This window comes from Myxococcus sp. XM-1-1-1 (assembly GCF_020037095.1).
Classification (GTDB): Bacteria; Myxococcota; Myxococcia; order Myxococcales; family Myxococcaceae; genus Myxococcus; species Myxococcus fulvus.
Genome location: NZ_JAIQDH010000023.1, coordinates 110,413 through 128,567 on the forward strand (window position 1 = coordinate 110,413; position 18,155 = coordinate 128,567).

At 70.9% G+C, this 18,155-nt stretch carries 12 protein-coding genes; 6 read left to right on the forward strand and 6 right to left on the reverse strand.

Features of this window, described 5'->3' with window-relative positions; genetic code table 11:
- The first annotated feature begins 657 nt into the window (after positions 1–657).
- The gene (locus K8640_RS33940) at positions 658–5,217 is read left to right on the forward strand and encodes a hypothetical protein (protein ID WP_223750863.1); all 4,560 of its coding nucleotides are present in this window, start codon (positions 658–660) and stop codon (positions 5,215–5,217) included.
- Positions 5,218–5,227: 10 nt separating this feature from the next.
- The gene (locus K8640_RS33945) at positions 5,228–5,581 is read left to right on the forward strand and encodes a hypothetical protein (RefSeq protein ID WP_223750864.1); all 354 of its coding nucleotides are present in this window, start codon (positions 5,228–5,230) and stop codon (positions 5,579–5,581) included.
- A 111-nt stretch (positions 5,582–5,692) separates the two neighbouring features.
- Here the strand turns inward: K8640_RS33945 and K8640_RS33950 are convergent, their stop codons facing one another.
- Positions 5,693–6,346, reverse strand: coding sequence for an SDR family oxidoreductase (locus tag K8640_RS33950; protein ID WP_223750865.1), 654 nt, complete (start codon positions 6,344–6,346; stop codon positions 5,693–5,695).
- A 92-nt stretch (positions 6,347–6,438) separates the two neighbouring features.
- Positions 6,439–7,653, reverse strand: a complete 1,215-nt coding sequence (locus tag K8640_RS33955; RefSeq protein WP_223750866.1) for a phosphatidylserine/phosphatidylglycerophosphate/cardiolipin synthase family protein — start codon at positions 7,651–7,653, stop codon at positions 6,439–6,441.
- Positions 7,654–7,786: 133 nt separating this feature from the next.
- Between K8640_RS33955 and K8640_RS33960 the strand changes: the two genes are divergently transcribed.
- The 4 genes from K8640_RS33960 (at position 7,787) to K8640_RS33975 (ending at position 13,605) form a co-directional block, all read left to right on the forward strand.
- Positions 7,787–8,341, forward strand: coding sequence for a DUF2378 family protein (locus tag K8640_RS33960; protein ID WP_223750867.1), 555 nt, complete (start codon positions 7,787–7,789; stop codon positions 8,339–8,341).
- A 37-nt stretch (positions 8,342–8,378) separates the two neighbouring features.
- The gene (locus K8640_RS33965; protein WP_223750868.1) at positions 8,379–9,035 is read left to right on the forward strand and encodes an exopolysaccharide biosynthesis protein; all 657 of its coding nucleotides are present in this window, start codon (positions 8,379–8,381) and stop codon (positions 9,033–9,035) included.
- 150 nt (positions 9,036–9,185) lie between these two features.
- Positions 9,186–12,728, forward strand: a complete 3,543-nt coding sequence (locus K8640_RS33970; RefSeq protein ID WP_223750869.1) for a serine/threonine-protein kinase — start codon at positions 9,186–9,188, stop codon at positions 12,726–12,728.
- Positions 12,721–13,605, forward strand: coding sequence for a methyltransferase domain-containing protein (locus K8640_RS33975; protein WP_223750870.1), 885 nt, complete (start codon positions 12,721–12,723; stop codon positions 13,603–13,605). The genes K8640_RS33970 and K8640_RS33975 overlap by 8 nt, the downstream gene beginning before the upstream one ends.
- Here the strand turns inward: K8640_RS33975 and K8640_RS33980 are convergent.
- The 4 genes from K8640_RS33980 to K8640_RS33995 are packed head-to-tail and all read right to left on the reverse strand — an operon-like array spanning position 13,595 to position 18,091.
- Positions 13,595–14,434, reverse strand: coding sequence for an SDR family NAD(P)-dependent oxidoreductase (locus tag K8640_RS33980; protein WP_223750871.1), 840 nt, complete (start codon positions 14,432–14,434; stop codon positions 13,595–13,597). The genes K8640_RS33975 and K8640_RS33980 overlap by 11 nt on opposite strands.
- Entirely contained in the window at positions 14,431–15,207 is a 777-nt protein-coding gene (locus K8640_RS33985) for a lysophospholipid acyltransferase family protein (protein ID WP_223750872.1), read from the reverse strand. The genes K8640_RS33980 and K8640_RS33985 overlap by 4 nt, the downstream gene beginning before the upstream one ends.
- Positions 15,204–16,172, reverse strand: a complete 969-nt coding sequence (locus K8640_RS33990; RefSeq protein ID WP_223750873.1) for a 3-oxoacyl-ACP synthase III family protein — start codon at positions 16,170–16,172, stop codon at positions 15,204–15,206. Before K8640_RS33990 ends, K8640_RS33985 begins: the two co-directional genes overlap by 4 nt.
- Entirely contained in the window at positions 16,169–18,091 is a 1,923-nt protein-coding gene (locus K8640_RS33995; protein ID WP_223750874.1) for a patatin-like phospholipase family protein, read from the reverse strand. Before K8640_RS33995 ends, K8640_RS33990 begins: the two co-directional genes overlap by 4 nt.
- Between the last annotated feature and the right edge of the window lie 64 nt (positions 18,092–18,155).

Sequence of the window (18,155 nt, forward strand, 5' to 3'; positions counted from 1 at the left end):
GCTCGCATCGACGAGGCTCCTGGCGCGGCCCTCCACGCGACAATCCCTCTCATGCCGCGCGCTGGCAGATGCCTTGTGTCATTCGCCACGTGCAAGGGGGGCGCGACGGCGTCGAGGGCTCGGTGCCGTGGGCGTGACGACCCGCTTCGGGCTCGGCTCGACCGCCGCGCCTCCGCGTCGTGGGGCGACGGCGGACCTCCCCGCGAAGGGCCGGGTGACGGGTCATCGGCGTGGCCCCGTGGGCTGGGCTTCGATGGGACGCCGTGGCTGACCGCACCGTGAGAGGGCGTCGATGCGCTGAGCGGCCGTTCATTCGTTCAGGACTTCACGCTCGTCCGCTCGTTCTGGCCTTGTTGGCAATGGTCATGGAGGGGCCCCAACGGTTCCGATGAGGCTGTCTTTCGACGGTGTCTACATATGCGGGGCCTCAATCAATCCCTTGCGGGCTGGAGGCGCGCACTGCCGGTCGCCGTGGCATGTCGCTGTAAGTCCTTGATGGGAGGCTGTCAGACCGAGGGGCAGGCGTGTGGGACGTCTGGCGCTGAAGCCTGATAGTCATCACCCGGCAATGATCGGAACGCCTCGCATCCGGGGAGGGAACGTTTTTTCCCTCCTTCCGATAATGAGGTGTCGATTCAGAAGGAAAAGGGGAGCGCCATGAGTCTGGCACCTACGGGTGGAGCAGGGTCTTCGAGCGCGGCCGCGGCGGCCGAGGCACAACGCAGGGCGGCAGAGGCGGCGCGCAGAGCGGCGGAAGAAGCCCGTAGGGCAGCAGAAGCGGCACGCAAGGCGGCGGAGGCCGCGCGCAAGGCGGCGGAGGCGGCACGGAAGGCGGCGGAGGCCGCGCGCAAGCAGCAGGCGGAGGCGAAGAAGACGGCGGAGGCGGCGAAGAAGGCGGCGGAGAAGCCGGGCCAGAAGCCGGAGGACGCGAAGAAGACGCAGGCGGACGCGGCCGCGGCGGAGAAGGCGAAGAAGGCGGCGGACGAGAAGGCGGCCGCGGCGGCGAAGAAGCTGCAGGCGGCGGAGGAGCAGGTGGCCTTGTCGGCGAAGAAGGCCGAGGAGGCGATGGGGAAGGCGAACACGGAGGCGGTGAAGGAGAAGAAGCCGCAGCCGTACAGCCAGAAGGACATCGAGAGCGTCAAGCCGAAGAAGAACGAGCTGGTGTCGGCGTTCGACGGGACGGCGCGCAAGGCGGAGCTGGAGAAGCTGCTGGGGACGACGGCGCCACCGCCGGAGAACTCGGTGAAGCCGGTGGAGGGAGAGAAGCCGCCGGAGGCGCTGGACGCGCTGGACGCGAAGGATTTGCAGGACGCGACGAAGCTGAAGGACGGGGAGAAGTACAAGGACCCGTCGTCAGGCGCGACGTACGACGTGAAGAAGAACGCGCTGACGGGCGACACGACGCTGTCGGACGCGAAGAGCGGGAACACCGTCACGGTGAAGAAGGACGGCAGCTACACGTCCACGGTGACGGCGAAGGAGAAGGGGAAGGAAGGGGCCACCGGCGAGACGACGTGGACGAAGACGTCGGACGCGCAGGGGAAGACGACGGGGCTGGAGTCGAAGAAGAGCCAGACGCAGCAACACCCGGAGACGGGCGAGACGACGACGTCGTCGACGACGAAGTACGACGTTTCCAAGTCGCCGCCGAAGATTCAGAGCCGCACGGAAGAGGTGCGGATGGAGAAGCCGCCGGCGTCGCTGGCGAACCGCCCTGGGACGCCGAAGGGCCCCGCGACGCAGACGACGCAGACGGACTACAACGAGTGGGGCATCCCGACCCAGCAGGTGAAGAAGACGGAGATCAAGACTCCGGGCTTCAACGCCGACGCGGTGAACGGCTTCGAGGCGGCGCAGAACAAGGCGCTGAACGACGCGTCGAAGGGTGAGGACCACCACAAGACGAACAACTCGCCGACGTCGCTGAAGCCGGGGGAGTCGAGCCTCACGGTGACGGAGGAGACGAAGTACAACGCCAAGGGCGAGCCGGCGGTCTCCACGCAGAAGACCGAGTCGGTGGCCACGCAGCCGCTGTCCTCCGACAAGAACGGCAATGGCGTGCAGGTGGTGCGCAATCAGCAGGAGGTGACTCGCGGCCCGAAGGACGCGGTGCTGACGGACTCGCTGCCGGCCGTGTCGCAGAAGACGCCGGGCAACGTCACCAGCAAGACCACCGTGACGGGGTATGACCCGGACGGCTCGCGCTTCGACGAGGGCCACGCCAATCGCACACAGACCGTCTCGCAGTCCTCGGGCACGGTGGACGCGAACGGGCAGTTGCAGATGAAGCACCAGCCGACGGAGGTGAAGAGCCTCCAGGAGGCGGGTGACAACCGCTGGAAGTACGACCACGTCGGCTTCGATGTCGATGCCAACGGCCAGGTGAAGAAGGACCAGGAGCCGAAGGAGCTGGACAAGGAGCGTCAGCTCCCCTGGTACGAGGACGCGAAGGACTTCGTCACCGAGGGACTCGGGGACCTGGCCGGGATGGCCGGAGACTTCGCCAAGGATGCGCTGGGCTTCGCGAAGGACGTCGTCCTCAAGCCCATCGACATGGCCATCGACCAGATCACCGCCCCCATCGAGGGCGCGGTGGCGGACGAGATCAAGAAGCTCAACAGCCCGGGCGATACCATCACGCTGAGTGGCAACCTCGACGTGAAGGTCGGCCTCAAGGCCGGCATCGACGGCGAGGTCGAGGTCGAGAAGACCGCCGATGGGAAGTACCAGCTGTCCGCGGAGGTGACGGGGGATGTCGGCGTGGGCCTGGTGGGCTCGGCGTCGGTGTCCGCGGGTGGCCGCGTGGAGATGAAGTTCGACACACCGGAGGAGGCGGCGAAGGCGGCGGTCATCCTGGGCAAGGGACCCGCGGCGCTCGCGTCGGGCGGTGAAGACCACAAGTTCATGCTCGACCACCTGTCGGCGATGGAGGTGAACATCGGCGCCGAGGCGGAGGCGGGCCTGGGCGGCAAGTTCGGTCCCGCGAGCGCGGAGCTGTCGGCGAGCATCGGCGCGACGACGAGCTACCGGGTGGAGTTCGACAAGGGCAAGCCGACGAACCTGGTGCGCTCGATTGAAATCGAGGGCTCCGGCGCGGCGAGCATCGCGGGTGGCCTGAAGGGCAAGGCGGGCATCAACATCGGCGGCGAAGTGACGGGCTCCGTGAGCATGGAGACGTCGATTCCGCTGGATGCGAGCAAGGTGGACGCCAAGGACATGCTGGCGTTCATCGCGAGTCCGGCGACGGCGGCGTTCGCGGGGCCAGCGGAGACGAGCCTCTCTATCGAGGGCTCGGTGGACGCGGGCCCCGAGGGCCGCTTCTTCACCGCCGAGGTCAGCGGCCTGAGCGGCGAGGAGGTGCAGACCATCACCAAGAACCTGGTCAACGGCAACTTCGACAACGCGTTCGAGGGTGTGAAGGTCGACGCGCAGTTCACCACGGGCTCGTTCAAGGACCGCGAGCTGGGCGTGGGCGCGAAGCTGGGTGTCGTGGACTTCGAGGTCAACGCGCGCCACCGCGACGTCACGGCCGAGGGCGGCAGCGGCGGTGGTGGTACCACGGTGAGCCTGGGCGGTCGTCGGCGCAATGGCACCAACGGCTCCGATGGGTCGAACGGCTCCAACGGGAGCAACGGCACCAACGGCTCGAACAAGCCGGGCTCGACGACGGGCACGGACTCGAAGCCGGGGACCACGACGACGGGCACGGACTCGAAGCCTGGGACCACGACGGGGACGGACACGCGTCCGGGCACGACCACGAACCCGGAGCAGGCGGGCCGTCCTCCGCAGAACCGCGTGGAGAACCGGCCCACCGAGTTCCGCGTGAATCCCGCGACGGGCCAGCTCATCCCGGTGCCGCGCACGAACGGTCCGGAGAACACGCGTCCCACGCAGCCCGAGGTGGGCACGGACAACACGGGCCGTCCGCCCGTGCCCGTGGTGCGCAACCCCGAGCTCAACGGGCGCACGACGCAGGTCCGCTACGACAACGGCAAGGTGCACATCGAGGCGGGCCCGGACGCGACGAAGGAGGACATCCAGGCGCACATGGAGACGGCGCGCGTCCTCCAGCGCTACGAGGGCACTCTCGGCAAGGTGCGCCAGCTCGTCGACAAGGTGAAGCAGGCCATCACCGGCATGCCGGGGTACGGCACGCAGGGCTTCGAGTCGCGGCTGGAGGTGCAGAAGCTCAACGGCATCCTACGGACGATGGAGGCGACGCAGGCACAGCTCACCCAGGCGATCAACTCGACCTCTGGACAGTCAACGCCCGCAAGTGCCGCGCGGCTTCAGGACCTGGAACAGCGTATCGCCAGCGTGGAAGACCAGCTCCGTACGCACGCCGCGCAGGTGGACTCTCTGGTGTCGGGGCGTGGCCACGTGGCCATGGAGGACACGACGGGCGTAAACCCGCGTGGTGATGGTGAAGGCTCCGTCGAGGACCGGGTGCGTCAGCGGGTCGAGGACCGCATCGCGAACCCGAGCTTCGTGAACAAGAACAACACCTACACGATGCGCTACAGCGATGAAGAGCTGAAGGGCATCGTGCAGCGGGGCCAGGAACTGGGGCTGGACGAGCAGCTCATCACGGACATGGTCCACACGGGCTCTCGTGACGCGAAGCCCATCAGTGCCGAGGACCTGAAGCAGCAAATGGCGAACTGGGCCAATGAGGTCAGTCCACGGGGCTTCCCCTACAAGTTCAATGACCGGGCGGAGTTCGAGAGGTTTGGTCAGGAACTGTTGCAGGGAGTGGAGCAGGCGGGCTTCCCCACGGATGATGTGCGTGTCCAGGGGTCCTCGCTCCGTAACCCCGAAGCCAATGATGTCGATCTCGCGGTGTTCATGGATGGTGCCGCGTTCGACAACCTGCTGGTGGACTACTTCGATGGGAAGGCCCGTCTGGCCAATCCTGACCAGCCTGGCAAGCCCGGTCAGGCGCTGGACCTGAAGAACATGTCGCCCGAAGAGCTGATGGCGGTGGCTCGGGACATCGACGACAATCCGAAGAAGTACAATGCGAACGCCAAGACGTTCGCGAACGCCATGCTCAATGGCAACATCAACTCGAAGTCGGACCTTTCCAAGGGCCTGAAGCAGCTGGCGAAGTCGCTGGCGGCGACCTACGAGCACCTGAACCTCGAGACCATCTCGATCATGCGGCGCAATAGTGATTTCGACGTGGTCCCGGACATGCGCATCGGTGGAAACTGAGGCCTACGTCATGGACAAGTTCACATTCACCGGCAGTTTTGAGACGGACGATGCCCAGGTGCTCTCTCGCCTTCTCCAGGATGGATTCAAGATCCCGGAGCCCCGGACCCGAGTGGGGCGGGTTGGCGTCGAGATGGTGTCTGAGAGCGACGGGTTCTACCTGTTCTGCCACGAGGCGGCGACGCGACCTGGGAACCCTCCTCGGTATTTGCTCGAGGGGTCGATGAGCGGTGCGCTCAGCCCGACTCGTGATCGGCTCCAGCGCCTCGCGACGCTGGCGCGGGAGCGGAAGGTCTCCATGGACCTGGAGTTCGTCCAGGTGAATGAGGAGGGGGATGAGCTGAGCGAGCCAGTCATTCTCTGAGAGCGTCGCAGCGAGATGGCCTGCGTGGATTCCTCACGCGGGCCTGCGCATCACGTGGGTCTGACTTCTCTCGCTCATGCGCGTAGGGACGTGAATCGGCGCCACCGGGCCTCACTTCCCGGTCGCCGCCACCTCGCTCCAAAGGCTGTCACCCTCGAGCACCGCGCCCAGCGGTGCTCGCCGCTCCGCTACACGCAGCAGCACGGCGGCGAGCTGGTCCAGGTGAATCGGGCGCAGCCCACGCAGCGGCTTCAGCTTCGCCAGCGTGCGCAGGATGGCGGGCGGGTGGTGGTACTCGCCCTCGAACGCGGGCGGACGCACCACCGTCCACGGGATTCCACTCTCGCGCACCAGCCGCTCCGCCTCGGCCTTCGCCTTCAGATACGCGCCCACCGGACGCCCCGCGCCCACCGAGCTCAGCAACACGATGTGGTCCACGCCCACGCGCCGGGCCGCCTCCACCAGGTGCCGCGTCGTGCCGATGTCGCTCGTCTCGTACGTGTCCCCGGACCCGAAGCGCTTGCGCATCGTCCCGATGAGCTGGAGCACCGTCGTGCTCCCCTTCATCGCCTCCGCCAGCTCGTCCCCGCGCGCCAGCTCCACCAGCGCCTTGCGAGGCCAGCTCCGCGCCGGCTCCGTCTGGGCGCTCTTCGGGCGCACGTGCGCGATCAACGGCACGTTCCGCTCCAGCGCCTGCTTCACCACGTTGCGCCCCGTGGCCCCCGTGGCGCCAGCGACGAACAGAAGACGGGAGGGCTCGGTCATGGCGCGCGGACTCCGACAGACAAGAGGGGAAGAGGCCCGCTCTTTCAGCACACCGGCCCCCTCCTGCCCAGCCCCACGGCGCTCCACCGTGCTCAGCGAGACACCTGCCCCGTGTCCCCCACCTCCCGCGCGCGCGACAGGTCCTCCAGGAAGAACGCCTCCATCTGCCTCGCCGCGTCCAGGTCCTCCAACACCAGCGAGCCCTCCTCCAGGATGTTGAACGACAGCGGGTCGTAGTTGATGGACCCCACCAACACCAACCGGTCATCCACCAACATCGTCTTCGCGTGCATCATCGACGGCTGGTACTCCCAGACGCGCACCCCCGCCTTCAACAGCGCGTCGTACGTCGCCCGCTGCGCCACCGTGACGAACTTCTGGTCGTTGATGTCCCCCGGCGCCAGCACCCGCACGTCCACGCCCGCGCGCGCCCGCTCCTGCAACAGCTCCGATAGCGGCCCGTTCGGCGTGAAGTACGACTGCGCAATCCACAGCCGCTTCGTCGCCGCGCGCACCAGCAACTGCGTCAGCCGCTCCGCCCGCGTCACCTCCGGGTTCGCCGTGCTCCCCACGAACGCCGCCCAGCCCTCACCCGCGCCATCCAGCCCCGGCACCGGCAAGGCCAGCGTGGGGAAGTCCTCCGGCGGCAACAGCTCCCCTGTCGTCTCCTGCCAGTTCTCCGCGAACGCCTGCTGCATCTGCTCCACCACCGGGCCCGTCACGCGCGCGTTCGTGTCGCGGTACTCGCGCTCACTCAGGCCGTTGCCCAGCCACTCGTCCTGGATGGCCAGTCCCCCGGTGACGCCCACCCGCCCGTCGACCACCAGCACCTTGCGGTGGTTGCGCGCCAGGTTCTCGTCCGCGGGCAGCGGGCGGAACAGGTGCGCCCGACACCCCGCCGCCTCCAGCCTCGGCTTCACCTCCGCCTCGAACCCCGCGCTGCCGAACGGGTCCACCATCACCCGACACGCCACGCCCGCGCGGGCGCGCTCGGCCATCGCCTCCACCATCCGGTCCGAGGCCCGCCCCGGCCGCCAGATGAACATCACCAGGTTCATGGAGACCTTCGCCCGGCGAACCTCCTCCACCATGACGTCGAACACGTCCCCGTTGTTCGTCCACGTCAGGTGGTTGCCCGGCGCCATGCGCACGCCCACCGTCTGGTAGAGCGCCACCGCGAAGTCCGGCCCGCGCGAGCCCACCTCGCCCTTGAGCTGGAACACCCGCGGCCGCTCCTTCGTGCACGCGATGGGACACCCCGTCACGGACACCGCCGCCACCACCACCCACGCCATCCACCACCGCATGCCCCTCCCAGCTAGGCACTCGCGGCCCGCGCTTCACCCCGGGGGACGAGACAAATGTTCACCAGAGGATGTCTCCACCCACCCAGGACCCCGGCAACCTGTCGGATGCGGCGCGCGCTGTCGGCTGGCTAGCATGCCGCCCGCCTTGGACACCCGCGAGCCGCTCGTCTTCCCCCAGAGCTTCGAAGGACTCATCCGCGCGCTGGGAGACCAGCTCGACGAGCGCTGCGTCGGACGGCTCAAGCAGGTGGGCGTCGACACCCAGGGCAAGCTCGCCCCCGCCTATCCCCTGGAGGTGTGGCTGGGCGCGCTCAAGGTCGCCGCTGACACGCTCGCCCCCCACCTGCCCCTGGAGGAGGGCGCCGCCGTCGTCGGCCGCCGCTTCGTGGAGGGCTTCAGCGGGACGCTCATCGGCGGGGCGCTGCTCACCACCGTGCGCCTGTTGGGCCCTGAACGCATGCTGGCGCGCATGACGCGCAACCTGCGCACGGGCACCAACTACCTGGAGGCCACGCTGGAGCCCCGAGGGCCCGGGCACTACGCGCTCACCTGCCGCCCCGTCGTGGTGGCGGGCTTCTACGTGGGCCTGTTCCTGGCGGGCCTGGAGGCCAGCGGCGCTCGCCACCCCTCCGTGCAGGTGGTCCGTCGGCAGGGCGAGGAAGCGGTGTACGACATCGCCTGGAGCTGAGCGTCCCCCGCCGGGGCGTGATAGGGGAGCGGCGTCCATGTCCACGATGCCCCCTTCGTCCTCCGCCCGGTTCTCCGACACCCAGGTCCAGCTCTCCACCACGCTGCGCGCCCTGGCGGCGCGACTGCCCGAGTCGCTCACGGTGCGCGAGCTGATGCAGGCGTGCGGCGAGCAGGGCCTGCTGCTCTTCTGCTGCATCCTGACCTTCCCCTTCCTGCTGCCCGTGTCCATCCCGGGCGTCTCCACCGTGTTCGGCGCGCTCATCGTGCTCATCGGCGTGGGCGTGACGCTCAACCGGGTGCCGTGGCTGCCGCGCAAGCTGCAGGAGAAGATGCTGTCGCGCGCGTCGCTGCAGCCCGCGCTGGAGAAGGGCGCGGACGTGTTCACCAGGGTGGACCGGCTGAGCAAGCCGCGCCTGCTCGCGCTCACCCACGGCGCCAGCACCAACCGCTTCAACGGGTTCATGCTCTTCGTCGCCGGCGTGCTGCTGATGATGCCCTTCGGCTTCGTGCCCTTCAGCAACACCCTGCCCGCGCTGGCCGCGCTGTTCTTCGCCATCGGCATCCTGCAGCGCGACGGCTACGCCATCCTGGCGGGCCACGGCATGACGCTGGGCACCATCATCTACTTCGGCGCCCTCATCTTCGGCGCCGTCCAGGGCGGCCGCAGCCTGGCCAGCCTCATGGGCGGCTGATACTCCCGGTGGGTGGGCCTCCTGCCCCAGGGGGCAACGGGAAGTCCGGAGGGTGCCGGGTGTGTAACAACCCGTGTATCACTGTAAGGAAACCAACCCCCCGGATTCCCTGAAACTTCGTTATCATCGCCGGCGGGCGGCCCCCCGCACATGCGTTACATCCCACTCGATGCGCCACAGCCTCGTTCCGAGGAACCCGCGCGCCTGTCCGGCGACGGCGAGGTCGTGGGCGGCCGCTACCGCATCATGGAGTTCCTGGGGCGGGGCGGCGCGGGCACGGTGTGGCGCGCGCAGGACCTGCTGACGGGCCCGGTCGCCATCAAGCGGCTGCACAAGACGGTGGAGGACCTGGTGCGGCTGCCGCCGGGTGAGAACACCCCGTCCTCGGCGGCCCGGCACGAGCTGGCGCTGTCCCTGGCGCACGAGTTCCAGACGCTCGCCTCGGTGCGCCACCCGCATGTCATCAGCGTGCTGGACTACGGCTTCGACGCCGAGCACCGGCCGTACCTGGCCATGGACCTGCTGGAGGACGCGCGGCACCTGGTGAAGGCCGGCGCCCACCAGCCGCTCGACGTGCAGGTGGAGCTCTTGGTGCAGACGCTCCAGGCGCTCGCGTACCTGCACCGCCGGGGCATCATCCACCGGGACCTGAAGCCCGCCAACGTGCTGGTGGCGCGCGGCCAGGTGAAGGTGCTCGACTTCGGGCTCGCGGTGGGGCGCGAGCAGGTGCACCGCGCGCAGCCGGGCGGCACGCCGGGCTACCTGGCGCCGGAGCTGTTCGAGGACGAGCCGCCCTCGGAGGTGACGGACCTCTTCAGCGTGGGCGCCATGGCGTGCCAGATGATTTTCGGGCGGCTGCCCTTCGACGGGAGGGCGCCGGCCGCGCCCGCGGACTTCCCCGAAGCGCTGCACGCGGTGCTCGAGCGCATGGTGTCGAAGGACGCGCGCCAGCGGCCCCGGAGCGCGGACGAGGTGATTGCCGCGCTGTGCGCCGCGACGCGCCGGCCGCTGCCCGCCGAGTCCGTCACCACGCGCGAGAGCTTCCTGCAGGCCGCGCGCTACGTGGGCCGCGCGCGCGAGCTGTCGCTCCTGTCGTCCGTGCTGGACCAGGCGCTGCTGGGGCGCGGGGGCGGGCTCCTGGTGGGCGGGGAGAGCGGCGTGGGCAAGTCGCGCCTGCTCGACGAGCTGCGGCCCCTGGCGCTGGTGCGCGGCGCGGTGGTGCTGCGCGGCCAGGCGGTGGCGGCGGGCGGCAGTCCGTACCAGGAGTGGCGGCCGGTGCTGCGGTGGCTGTCCATCCTCACGCCGCTGGATGACCGCGAGGCGAGCGTCCTCAAGCCGCTGGTGCCTGATTTGGATGGGGTGCTGGGGCGGCCGGTGCCGGACCCGGCGGACCTGGGCGCGGAGATGGCGCAGGCGCGCCTGCTGCAAGTCGTGGAGGACATCTTCGCCCGGCTGACGCAGCCCACGGTGGTGCTCCTGGAGGACCTGCACTGGGCCCACGGGGAATCGCTGCTGCTGTTGTCCCGGCTGGCGGCGCGCGCCACCGGGTTGCCATTGCTGCTGCTGGGCAGCTTCCGCGACGACGAGGCCCCGGGCCTGCCCGCCCAGCTGCCCGCGCTGGACGTGCTGCGCCTGCCCCGGCTGGACGCGGGGGAGATAGCGGTCCTCAGCGAGTCGATGATTGGCCCGGCCGGCGCGCGGCCCCACCTGGTGGAGCTCTTGCGCCGCGAGACGGAGGGCAACCCGTTCTTCCTGGTCGAGGTGGCGCGGGCGCTGGCGGAGGAGGCGGGCGGGCTGGACCGGCTGGGCGACATGCCGCTGCCCGAGCGAGTCTTCGCCGGTGGCGTGCGGCGGCTGGTGCGTCGTCGGCTGGAGAAGGTGTCGGCCAGCTCGAGGGACCTGCTGCGCGTGGCGGCCATCGTCGGACGGCAGGTGGACGTGACGCTGCTGCGGCACGCGGCGCCCGGCGTGGACGTGGAGCGGTGGCTGTCCTACTGCGCGGGGGCGGCGGTGCTGGACGTGGCGGACGGGCACTGGAGGTTCGCGCACGACAAGCTGCGCGAGGGCGTGCTGGAGGAGCTGGCCGCCGCGGAGCGTCCCCTGCTGCACCGCCGCGTCGCGGAGGCGATGGAGGCGGCGTACGGCGAGGGCTCCGCGCGCACGGCGGCGCTCTGCTACCACTGGGGCGAGGCGGGCGACTTCGCGCGCGAGGTGGAGTACGCGCAGAAGGCCGGCGAGGAGGCCCTGCGGGTGGGCGCGTGCCGGGAGGCGCTGCCGTTCCTCGCTCGCGCGCTGGAGCGGGTGTCCCCGAAGGACGCGCTGCGGCTGGGCCACCTGGAGGCGCTGCTCGCCGAGGCGCGCTTCCAACTGGGCGAGCTGGAGGCGTTCCGCGGCCACGCGGAGCGGGCGCTCAGGCACTTCGGCTGGCCGGTGCCGACGACGCGCGTGGGCTGGGCGGTGGGCACGCTGATGCAGATGGGGGTGCGGCTGGTGCAGAGCGCCCGGCCGGACGCGCAGGGCGTGGAGTCCGAGGAGCGGCGGCGCGTGCGGCGCGTGGCGGGGCGGCTGCTCATGCGGCTCACCGATGCGTTCATCTACGGGCAGGAGGCGCTGCCGGTGCTCTGGTCGGGCCTGCGCATGCTGAACCTGTGCGAGCCCGCGGGCGCGTCCCCGGAGCTGGCGCGCGGCTACACCAACATGGCGGTGGTGGCGGGCGCGGTGCCGGTGCGTCCGGTGGCCGAGGCGTGGGTGGGCCGCGCGCGTGACGTGGCCGAGCGCGTGGGCAGCCCCGCGGACCTGGCCTACGTGCTGTGCCGCAACGCCGTGTACGCGACGTACATGGCGCGCTGGGCGGAGGTGGAGGCGTGGCTGGAGCGCGCCACGGGCATCGTCGACTCGGTGGGGGACCTGCGGCTGGCGGAGGAGTGCCGCGCGCTCTACACCGTGGTGGGGTGCTACCAGGGCAAGTTCCAGCGGGGGCTGCCGCTGATGGACTGGCTGGAGAACTCGGCGCGTCGGCGCGGGGCGCTCCAGACGCAGCACTGGGCGCTGCACTACCAGGCCCACATCCACCTGCGGCTCGGTGACCACCTGAAGGCCCGCGCGGCGCTGGAGCAGACGGTGGTGTGGACGGAGGCGCAGGGCGGCCTCACGGACCGCATCATCCTGGACGGCACGCTGGCGCTGGTGCGGCTGCGCGAGGGCGACGTGGCGGGCGCGCGCGCGGCGGCGGAGAAGGCGCTCGCCAAGCTCACCGCGGGCAAGTCGGTGGCGCACTTCGTCTACTTCGGCGTCACCGCGGTGGCGGAGGTGCTGCTCACGCTGTGGGAGCGCGACGGCGGCAAGGACACGTCCCTGGTGCGGGGCGCTCGCGAGGCGTGCCGCGCGGTGGAGGGCTTCGCCCGGGTGTTCTCCTTCGCCGAGCCCGCGGCGAAGCTGTGGCGCGGCTGTGAGGCGTGGCTGTCCGGCGATGCGCCGCGCGCGCACGCGGCGTGGCGCGACTGTGTGGCCTTGGCCATGGCGAAGGGCACGGCGTACGAGGAGGCCCGGGCGCGACTGGAGCTGGCGCGACACCTCCCCTCGGAGGACCCGTCGCGTGGGCCCCACCTGACACGGGCACTGGAGCGCTTCGAACAGATGGGCACGCGGGACGACGTGGCGCGCGCGAAGGTGCTACGAGGCTCGGGTGTCTAGTGGATTGAAGGCAGGGGATGTCCCGCTGGTGACGTGTCCGGACTGCGGCGGGACGCTGGTGTTCCACGGCCAGGAGGAGGAAGGGCGCCTGGCGTGGGGCTGGCTTCGCTGCGGTGGCTGCGGCGAGCCGTGGCCGGTGAAGCGGGGCCTGGCGCGGCTGTATCGCGAGGACGCGGTGCGCGGCACGGACCGGCTGATGCGCGTCATCTACGACGGGCTGCCCGCGCTGCATGACCCGCTGACCACGGTGCTCACGCCGCTCTTCCAGTCCGTCTCCGAGTCGAAGATGCGCGCGGGCTACCTGCGGCGCTTGGAGCTGGGCGCGCTCCGGCCGCACGCGGACGGCACGCCGCTGCGCATCCTGGAGGTGGGCGTGGGCGCGGGGGCGAACCTGCCGCTCATCCGCCGCGAGCTCGTCACCGGCCAGGAGGTGGAGGTGTGGGGCGTGGACCTGAGCGAGGGGATGCTGGGACGCTGCCAGCAGCGCCTGCGCAAGGGGCGCTACCCGGGCGTACGACTCTTGATGGCGGACGGACACACGCTGCCGTTCCGCGCGGGCCTGTTCGACCGCGTGCTGAGCGTGGGCGGCATCGGCAACTACCGCGACCCGGCCGCGGGCCTGCGGGAGCTTGGCCGCGTGGCGAAGCCGGGCACGCCCGTGGTGGTGGTGGACGAGCAGCTGGACGCGGGCCGCCGCCCCTCGCTCTTCCAGCGCGCCGCCTTCCGGGCCATCACGTTCTACACGCGCGACGCGCACTGCCCCCGGGAGCTGTTGCCCTCGCGCGCCGAGGACGTGCTCGAGGAGCAGGTGTCGCCGTTCTTCTACTGCCTGCGCTTCCGGATGCCCGAGCCCGTCGCCGCGCCCGTCACGGGTTGAGCACCAAATCGAGCAGCCGCAGCGTCATGCCGCCGCTGTAGTCGATGGTGGCGCCGTTGAACCAGCCCGCCTCGTCGCCCACGAGCACGCTGACGAAGTCCGCCACCTCCTCCACCGTGCACATGCGCCCCGCGGGGTTCATCCGCGCGTGGGCCTCCTCCAGCCGGGCCAGCGCCTCGGGTGAGTACACGTGCTTGAGCGCGGGCGTGAGCACCGTGCCGAACTTGAGCAGGTTCACCCGGTGGCCCTTCGCGCCCAGCTCCAGCGCCAGGTAGCGCACGTACATCTCCAGCGCCGCCTTCGACGCGCTGATGAGCCCCGTGTTCGACAGGTGTGTCTCATCCAGGGAGTTCTGCAGGCCGAGCAGCCGCGCGCCCGGCGCCAGCATGTCCGCGGCCACCAGCGCCTGCGTCCAGTACACGAACGAGTGCGCCATGGTGTCGAACGTCCTGCGGATGCGCCGCGTGTGCAGCCGGTCCTCGCCCTCGGACAGGAAGCGCCCCACCGAGGCGCCCGCAATCGAGTGGACGAAGAGCTTCACCGAGCGCGGCCCCGCCACCTCCCGCAGCGCCAGGACGCCCGCCTCCGCCGCCTCGGGCGTGGACGCGTCCGCCTGCCACAGCCGCGCGCGCCGGCCCGCCTCCCGCACCTGCCGCTCCACCTGCGCCGCGTTGTCCGCGTAGCGCCCCCGGTGCACCCCGAAGACATCCAGCCCGGGCTTCTTCGCCACCGCGTGGGCAATCGCCGCGCCCGTGCCCGAGGAGACCCCCAGGATGAGCGCCCAGCGTCGCCCCTGCGTATCGGGGGGCTCCCCTTCCGAGTCCTTCATCTCACCACTGCCTTCCCTGCCACTCGCGCGGGGCTCCGGCCGCGTGCCCGGTCCAACAGCGCCTGCACGGCGCCCGCCACTTCCCCGTGCGCCTGCAACATCGACGCGCGGTCACCCGCGTCGAAGTCCGGCGCCAGGTGACGCGTGAGCGGCTCGCCCACCCACTGCGTCATCTTCACGGGGAAGGGCAGCGACAAGGGCCACACGCCCGTCGCCCCCACCCCCAGCCACAACGGCAGCCGCGCGGGCATCCCCACGCGCCGCCCCAGCGCATAGCCGTCGTTGAGCCCCAGGAATGCGTCATCCATGCCGCTGCCACCCACGGGGACGATGGGCAGCCGGTAGCGCACCGCCAACCGCAGATAGCCCAGCCGCTCGCCCCAGCTCACCCGGTAGCGGTGGCGGAAGCTGCGGCACCCCTCGCGTGTGCCACCCGGTTGCAGCAGCACATGCTCGCCCCGGGCCACCGCCTGGGCGAGCCGCGCGTCATCGCCGGTGACGAAGCCCAGCCCGTCCGCCACCGCGCGCATGCCGGGGATGCGGTCGAACGCACCGTGCGCCACGCCGTGCGGCAGGTAGCCCAGGCGCTCGTGCAGCGTCACCGTCAGCATGCACAGGTCCACCGCCAGGGGCCGCCCGTGGTAGCCGACGATGAGCTTCGCGCCGGGCCGGAGCAGCGGCTCCAGGTTCACCACCTCGTAGCGGTGGTAGCGCTGGAGGAGCTTGAAGAAGCCCAGCCACGTGGCGAGGGGCAGACCCCCGGCGCGTCTCATCCCCCCACCTGGTACAGCACCGCGCCGTGCGCGACGCCCGCGCCCACGCCCACCAGCAGCACGCGGTCCTTTGGCTTCAGCCGCTTCGTGCGCCACAGCACGTCCAGACACGTGGGCAGGGACGCCGAGCCCACGCTGCCCAGCGTGTCCACCACGCGCACGCTGCGCCGGGCCTCCACGCCCATCGCGTCCAGCACCGCGTCCAGCATCCGCCCGTTGGGCTGGTGCGTCAGCACCCACTCCACGTCGCGCAAGGCCACCTTCGCCCCGTCGAGCACCTCGCGTGTCGCGCGCACCAGCGCGTCCAGCGCCACCCGCGTCATCTCCTTGCTGGGCGTCAGGAAGCGCATCCGCTCCAGCCGGCCCGTCGCATGCGGGTTCTCCAGCACCACGTCCGTGGGCAGCGAGCCGTCGTTGCCCAGCGCCACGCCCAGCACGCCCTCGTCCGGGCGCCCCGTCCCCAGCACCGCCGCCGCCGCCGCGTCCCCCAGCACCAGGTAGGGCCGCGGGTCCTCCGGCGTCGTGGTGCGCGACAAGAGCTCCACCGACACGATGCCCACCGGCCCCAGCCCCGTCGCCACCGAGCGCGCCGCCAGGTCGAACGCGCTCAAAAAGCCCATGCACGCGTTGCTCAGGTCCATCGCGTCGCAGCTGCCCGACAGCCCCAGCGCCGCGGCCACCCGGTTCGCCGTGGCCGGCGTGGTGACGTCGCCGCCCATGGAGCTGACGCAGAAGATGCGCTTGAGCGCGCGCGCCGGAAGCCCCGCCGCGTCCAGTGCGCCTCGCAGCGCTTGCGCCGCCACGTCCGCGGCCTGGGTGCCCGGCGGCGCGAAGTGACGCGTGTGGATGCCCGTCTTGCGCATCACCTCGGCCACGTCCCGCCCCACGCGCGCGCACAGCTCCGCCGTCGTCACGGCGGGGCCCGGTCTCAGGCTCGCCGTGCCCAGGATTCTCACGGGAATCATGCGGCCTGCTGGCCTCCGCGGTGCCGGCCGTTCGGGCCACAGTGCGCGCGCATCTGCTCCCAGTGCGCCTTGAGCTCGGTGAGCCTCTCCGCCAGGGCTTCGTCCGTGGCGGCGCGCTCCAGGATGTCTCGCGCCTTGGTGAACTCCATCGCCGTCCTCAGCGGAGTGTCCGCTGACTGGATGTCGTAACTCACGTCCGCCATCAAGCTCTCCGCGTCGCCGCTGCGATGCAACAGCAACACACCGCTGGCGACCAGGTCCAGCGCCCTTGAGACAGGATTGAGATTCGCCAGGAAGCGGCCCGCGCGGGATTGCGGCATCCACGCCGGCTCGCGCACGCCGAAGGGGAAGATGTTGCTGGAGAACACGAGGTCCGCTCCCGCGCTCACCAGGACGTTCGCGGGCACCATGCTGGTGAAGGCCCCGTCCACGTAGCGTGCGGGAGGCACCACCGTGGGCGCCCACATCCCGGGCGCCGACCCGCTCGCGCGCACGGCCTGGGCCACGTGGCCCCGCTCCAGCGCCATGCACTCGCCGCGCGTCAGGTCCGTGGCCACGGGCAGGAAGTGGATGGACAGCTCCTCCAGCCCCACGTCGCCCAGGTCCCCGGTCACCAGGTGCTCCAGCGAGTACGTGGTGACGACGGCCGCCATCGCCGCCAGCGACAGCCGACGGCGCATGGCCTGCTCCTCCAGGCGTCGCAGCCCCGACAGGCCATTGTGTCCATCCAGCGCCGTGCCACAGAAGTACGCTCCCACCAACGAGCCCATGCTCGAGCTGCTGATGAAGTCCACCGGCACGCGGTGCTCCACCAGCCAGCGCAAGATATGCACGTGGTAGAAGCCCCACACGCCGCCGCCGCTGAGCGCCAGCCCCACGCGCCGGTGGGTGATGGCCCGGGCCCAGCGCGACAGCGCGTCCCGCTCCGCGCAGCCCAGTCGCAGCGCCGCGAGCGGACGGTCGTCCACCTCCAGCCCCTCCAGTCGTCCCACGTCCAGCCTCAGCCGGCACGGCTGCAACACGTGCGTGCCCGCGCCGGGCCTGTCCTGGGGCCGCCCCTCCAGCGCGGCGCTCCGGGGCGGGCGCACCGGGTCGATGAGCACGGTGGGCAGCACCCGGCCTTTCGCCAGGCGGAACTCGCGCGTGGGCTCGTGGCGCGGCACCAGGGCCACGTGCTTGTCCACCAGGAGCGCGCCCTCCGCCAGCTGGCACCCGTCGAGGAACACGTAGTGCAAGTCGCCCTCCCGGGCGAACTCGCGCAGGCGCTCCAGGCCCAGCCGTCCCGGGGCGCCGCGCTGGGGGGCGGGAACCCAGGCGCGCAGCACGCCGTCCGCGCCCTTCACCGGCGCGGGCTCGCACGTGCCCGGCTCCGCGGTGCGCACCAGCAGCACCCGGTCCTTGAAGTCGTGGGTGATGACCTTGGCCACCAGCTCGATGAGCCGCGACAGCGGCGCGCCCGTCACCTCGCTGGAGAAGGTGACGACCTCCACGTGGGGCAGCGGGTCCGGCTGCCGGGGGGGCTCGGCGTGCGCCAACAAGCGCTTGAGGTCCTGTCTCAGGCCCGCGCGCGCGTGGACGAGCGCCCACACCGCGTCCCTGGGGAAGAACAGGCCCTTGCAGGTGGTGGCCGCGCGCGCGGTGACGGAGTAGTGGCCGCCCATCAACGCCTCGAACCCCAGCGGCGTGCCGGGGCCGAGCGTCAACAGGAGCTCACCGTCGCGGCGGGCCTCCAGCTCTCCCTCCAACAGCAGGAAGAAGCCGTGGGCCTCCTGGCCCTCCTCGCACAGCACCGTGTCCTGCGCCCAGGCGACGTCCCAGGCCAGGTCGAGCAGTTGGAGGAGGACGGTGTTGCTGGTGTGGCGCAGCGCGGGAGCGCGCTTGAGCGCATACAGCCGACGACGCTGGACGTCGAGGGGCATGGAGCGGGCCATGAATCGACGGAGGATAGCGAACCCTCCGGCGTGGGATATTGGGTCGTATCAG

Coding starts and splice junctions, on each gene's coding strand:
- K8640_RS33940 (WP_223750863.1), top strand. CDS start 658: ATGAGTCTGGCACCTACGGGTGGAGCAGGGTCTTCGAGCGCGGCCGCG.
- K8640_RS33945 (WP_223750864.1), top strand. CDS start 5,228: ATGGACAAGTTCACATTCACCGGCAGTTTTGAGACGGACGATGCCCAG.
- K8640_RS33950 (WP_223750865.1), bottom strand. CDS start 6,346: ATGACCGAGCCCTCCCGTCTTCTGTTCGTCGCTGGCGCCACGGGGGCC.
- K8640_RS33955 (WP_223750866.1), bottom strand. CDS start 7,653: ATGCGGTGGTGGATGGCGTGGGTGGTGGTGGCGGCGGTGTCCGTGACG.
- K8640_RS33960 (WP_223750867.1), top strand. CDS start 7,787: ATGCCGCCCGCCTTGGACACCCGCGAGCCGCTCGTCTTCCCCCAGAGC.
- K8640_RS33965 (WP_223750868.1), top strand. CDS start 8,379: ATGTCCACGATGCCCCCTTCGTCCTCCGCCCGGTTCTCCGACACCCAG.
- K8640_RS33970 (WP_223750869.1), top strand. CDS start 9,186: ATGCGTTACATCCCACTCGATGCGCCACAGCCTCGTTCCGAGGAACCC.
- K8640_RS33980 (WP_223750871.1), bottom strand. CDS start 14,434: ATGAAGGACTCGGAAGGGGAGCCCCCCGATACGCAGGGGCGACGCTGG.
- K8640_RS33985 (WP_223750872.1), bottom strand. CDS start 15,207: ATGAGACGCGCCGGGGGTCTGCCCCTCGCCACGTGGCTGGGCTTCTTC.
- K8640_RS33990 (WP_223750873.1), bottom strand. CDS start 16,172: ATGATTCCCGTGAGAATCCTGGGCACGGCGAGCCTGAGACCGGGCCCC.
- K8640_RS33995 (WP_223750874.1), bottom strand. CDS start 18,091: ATGCCCCTCGACGTCCAGCGTCGTCGGCTGTATGCGCTCAAGCGCGCT.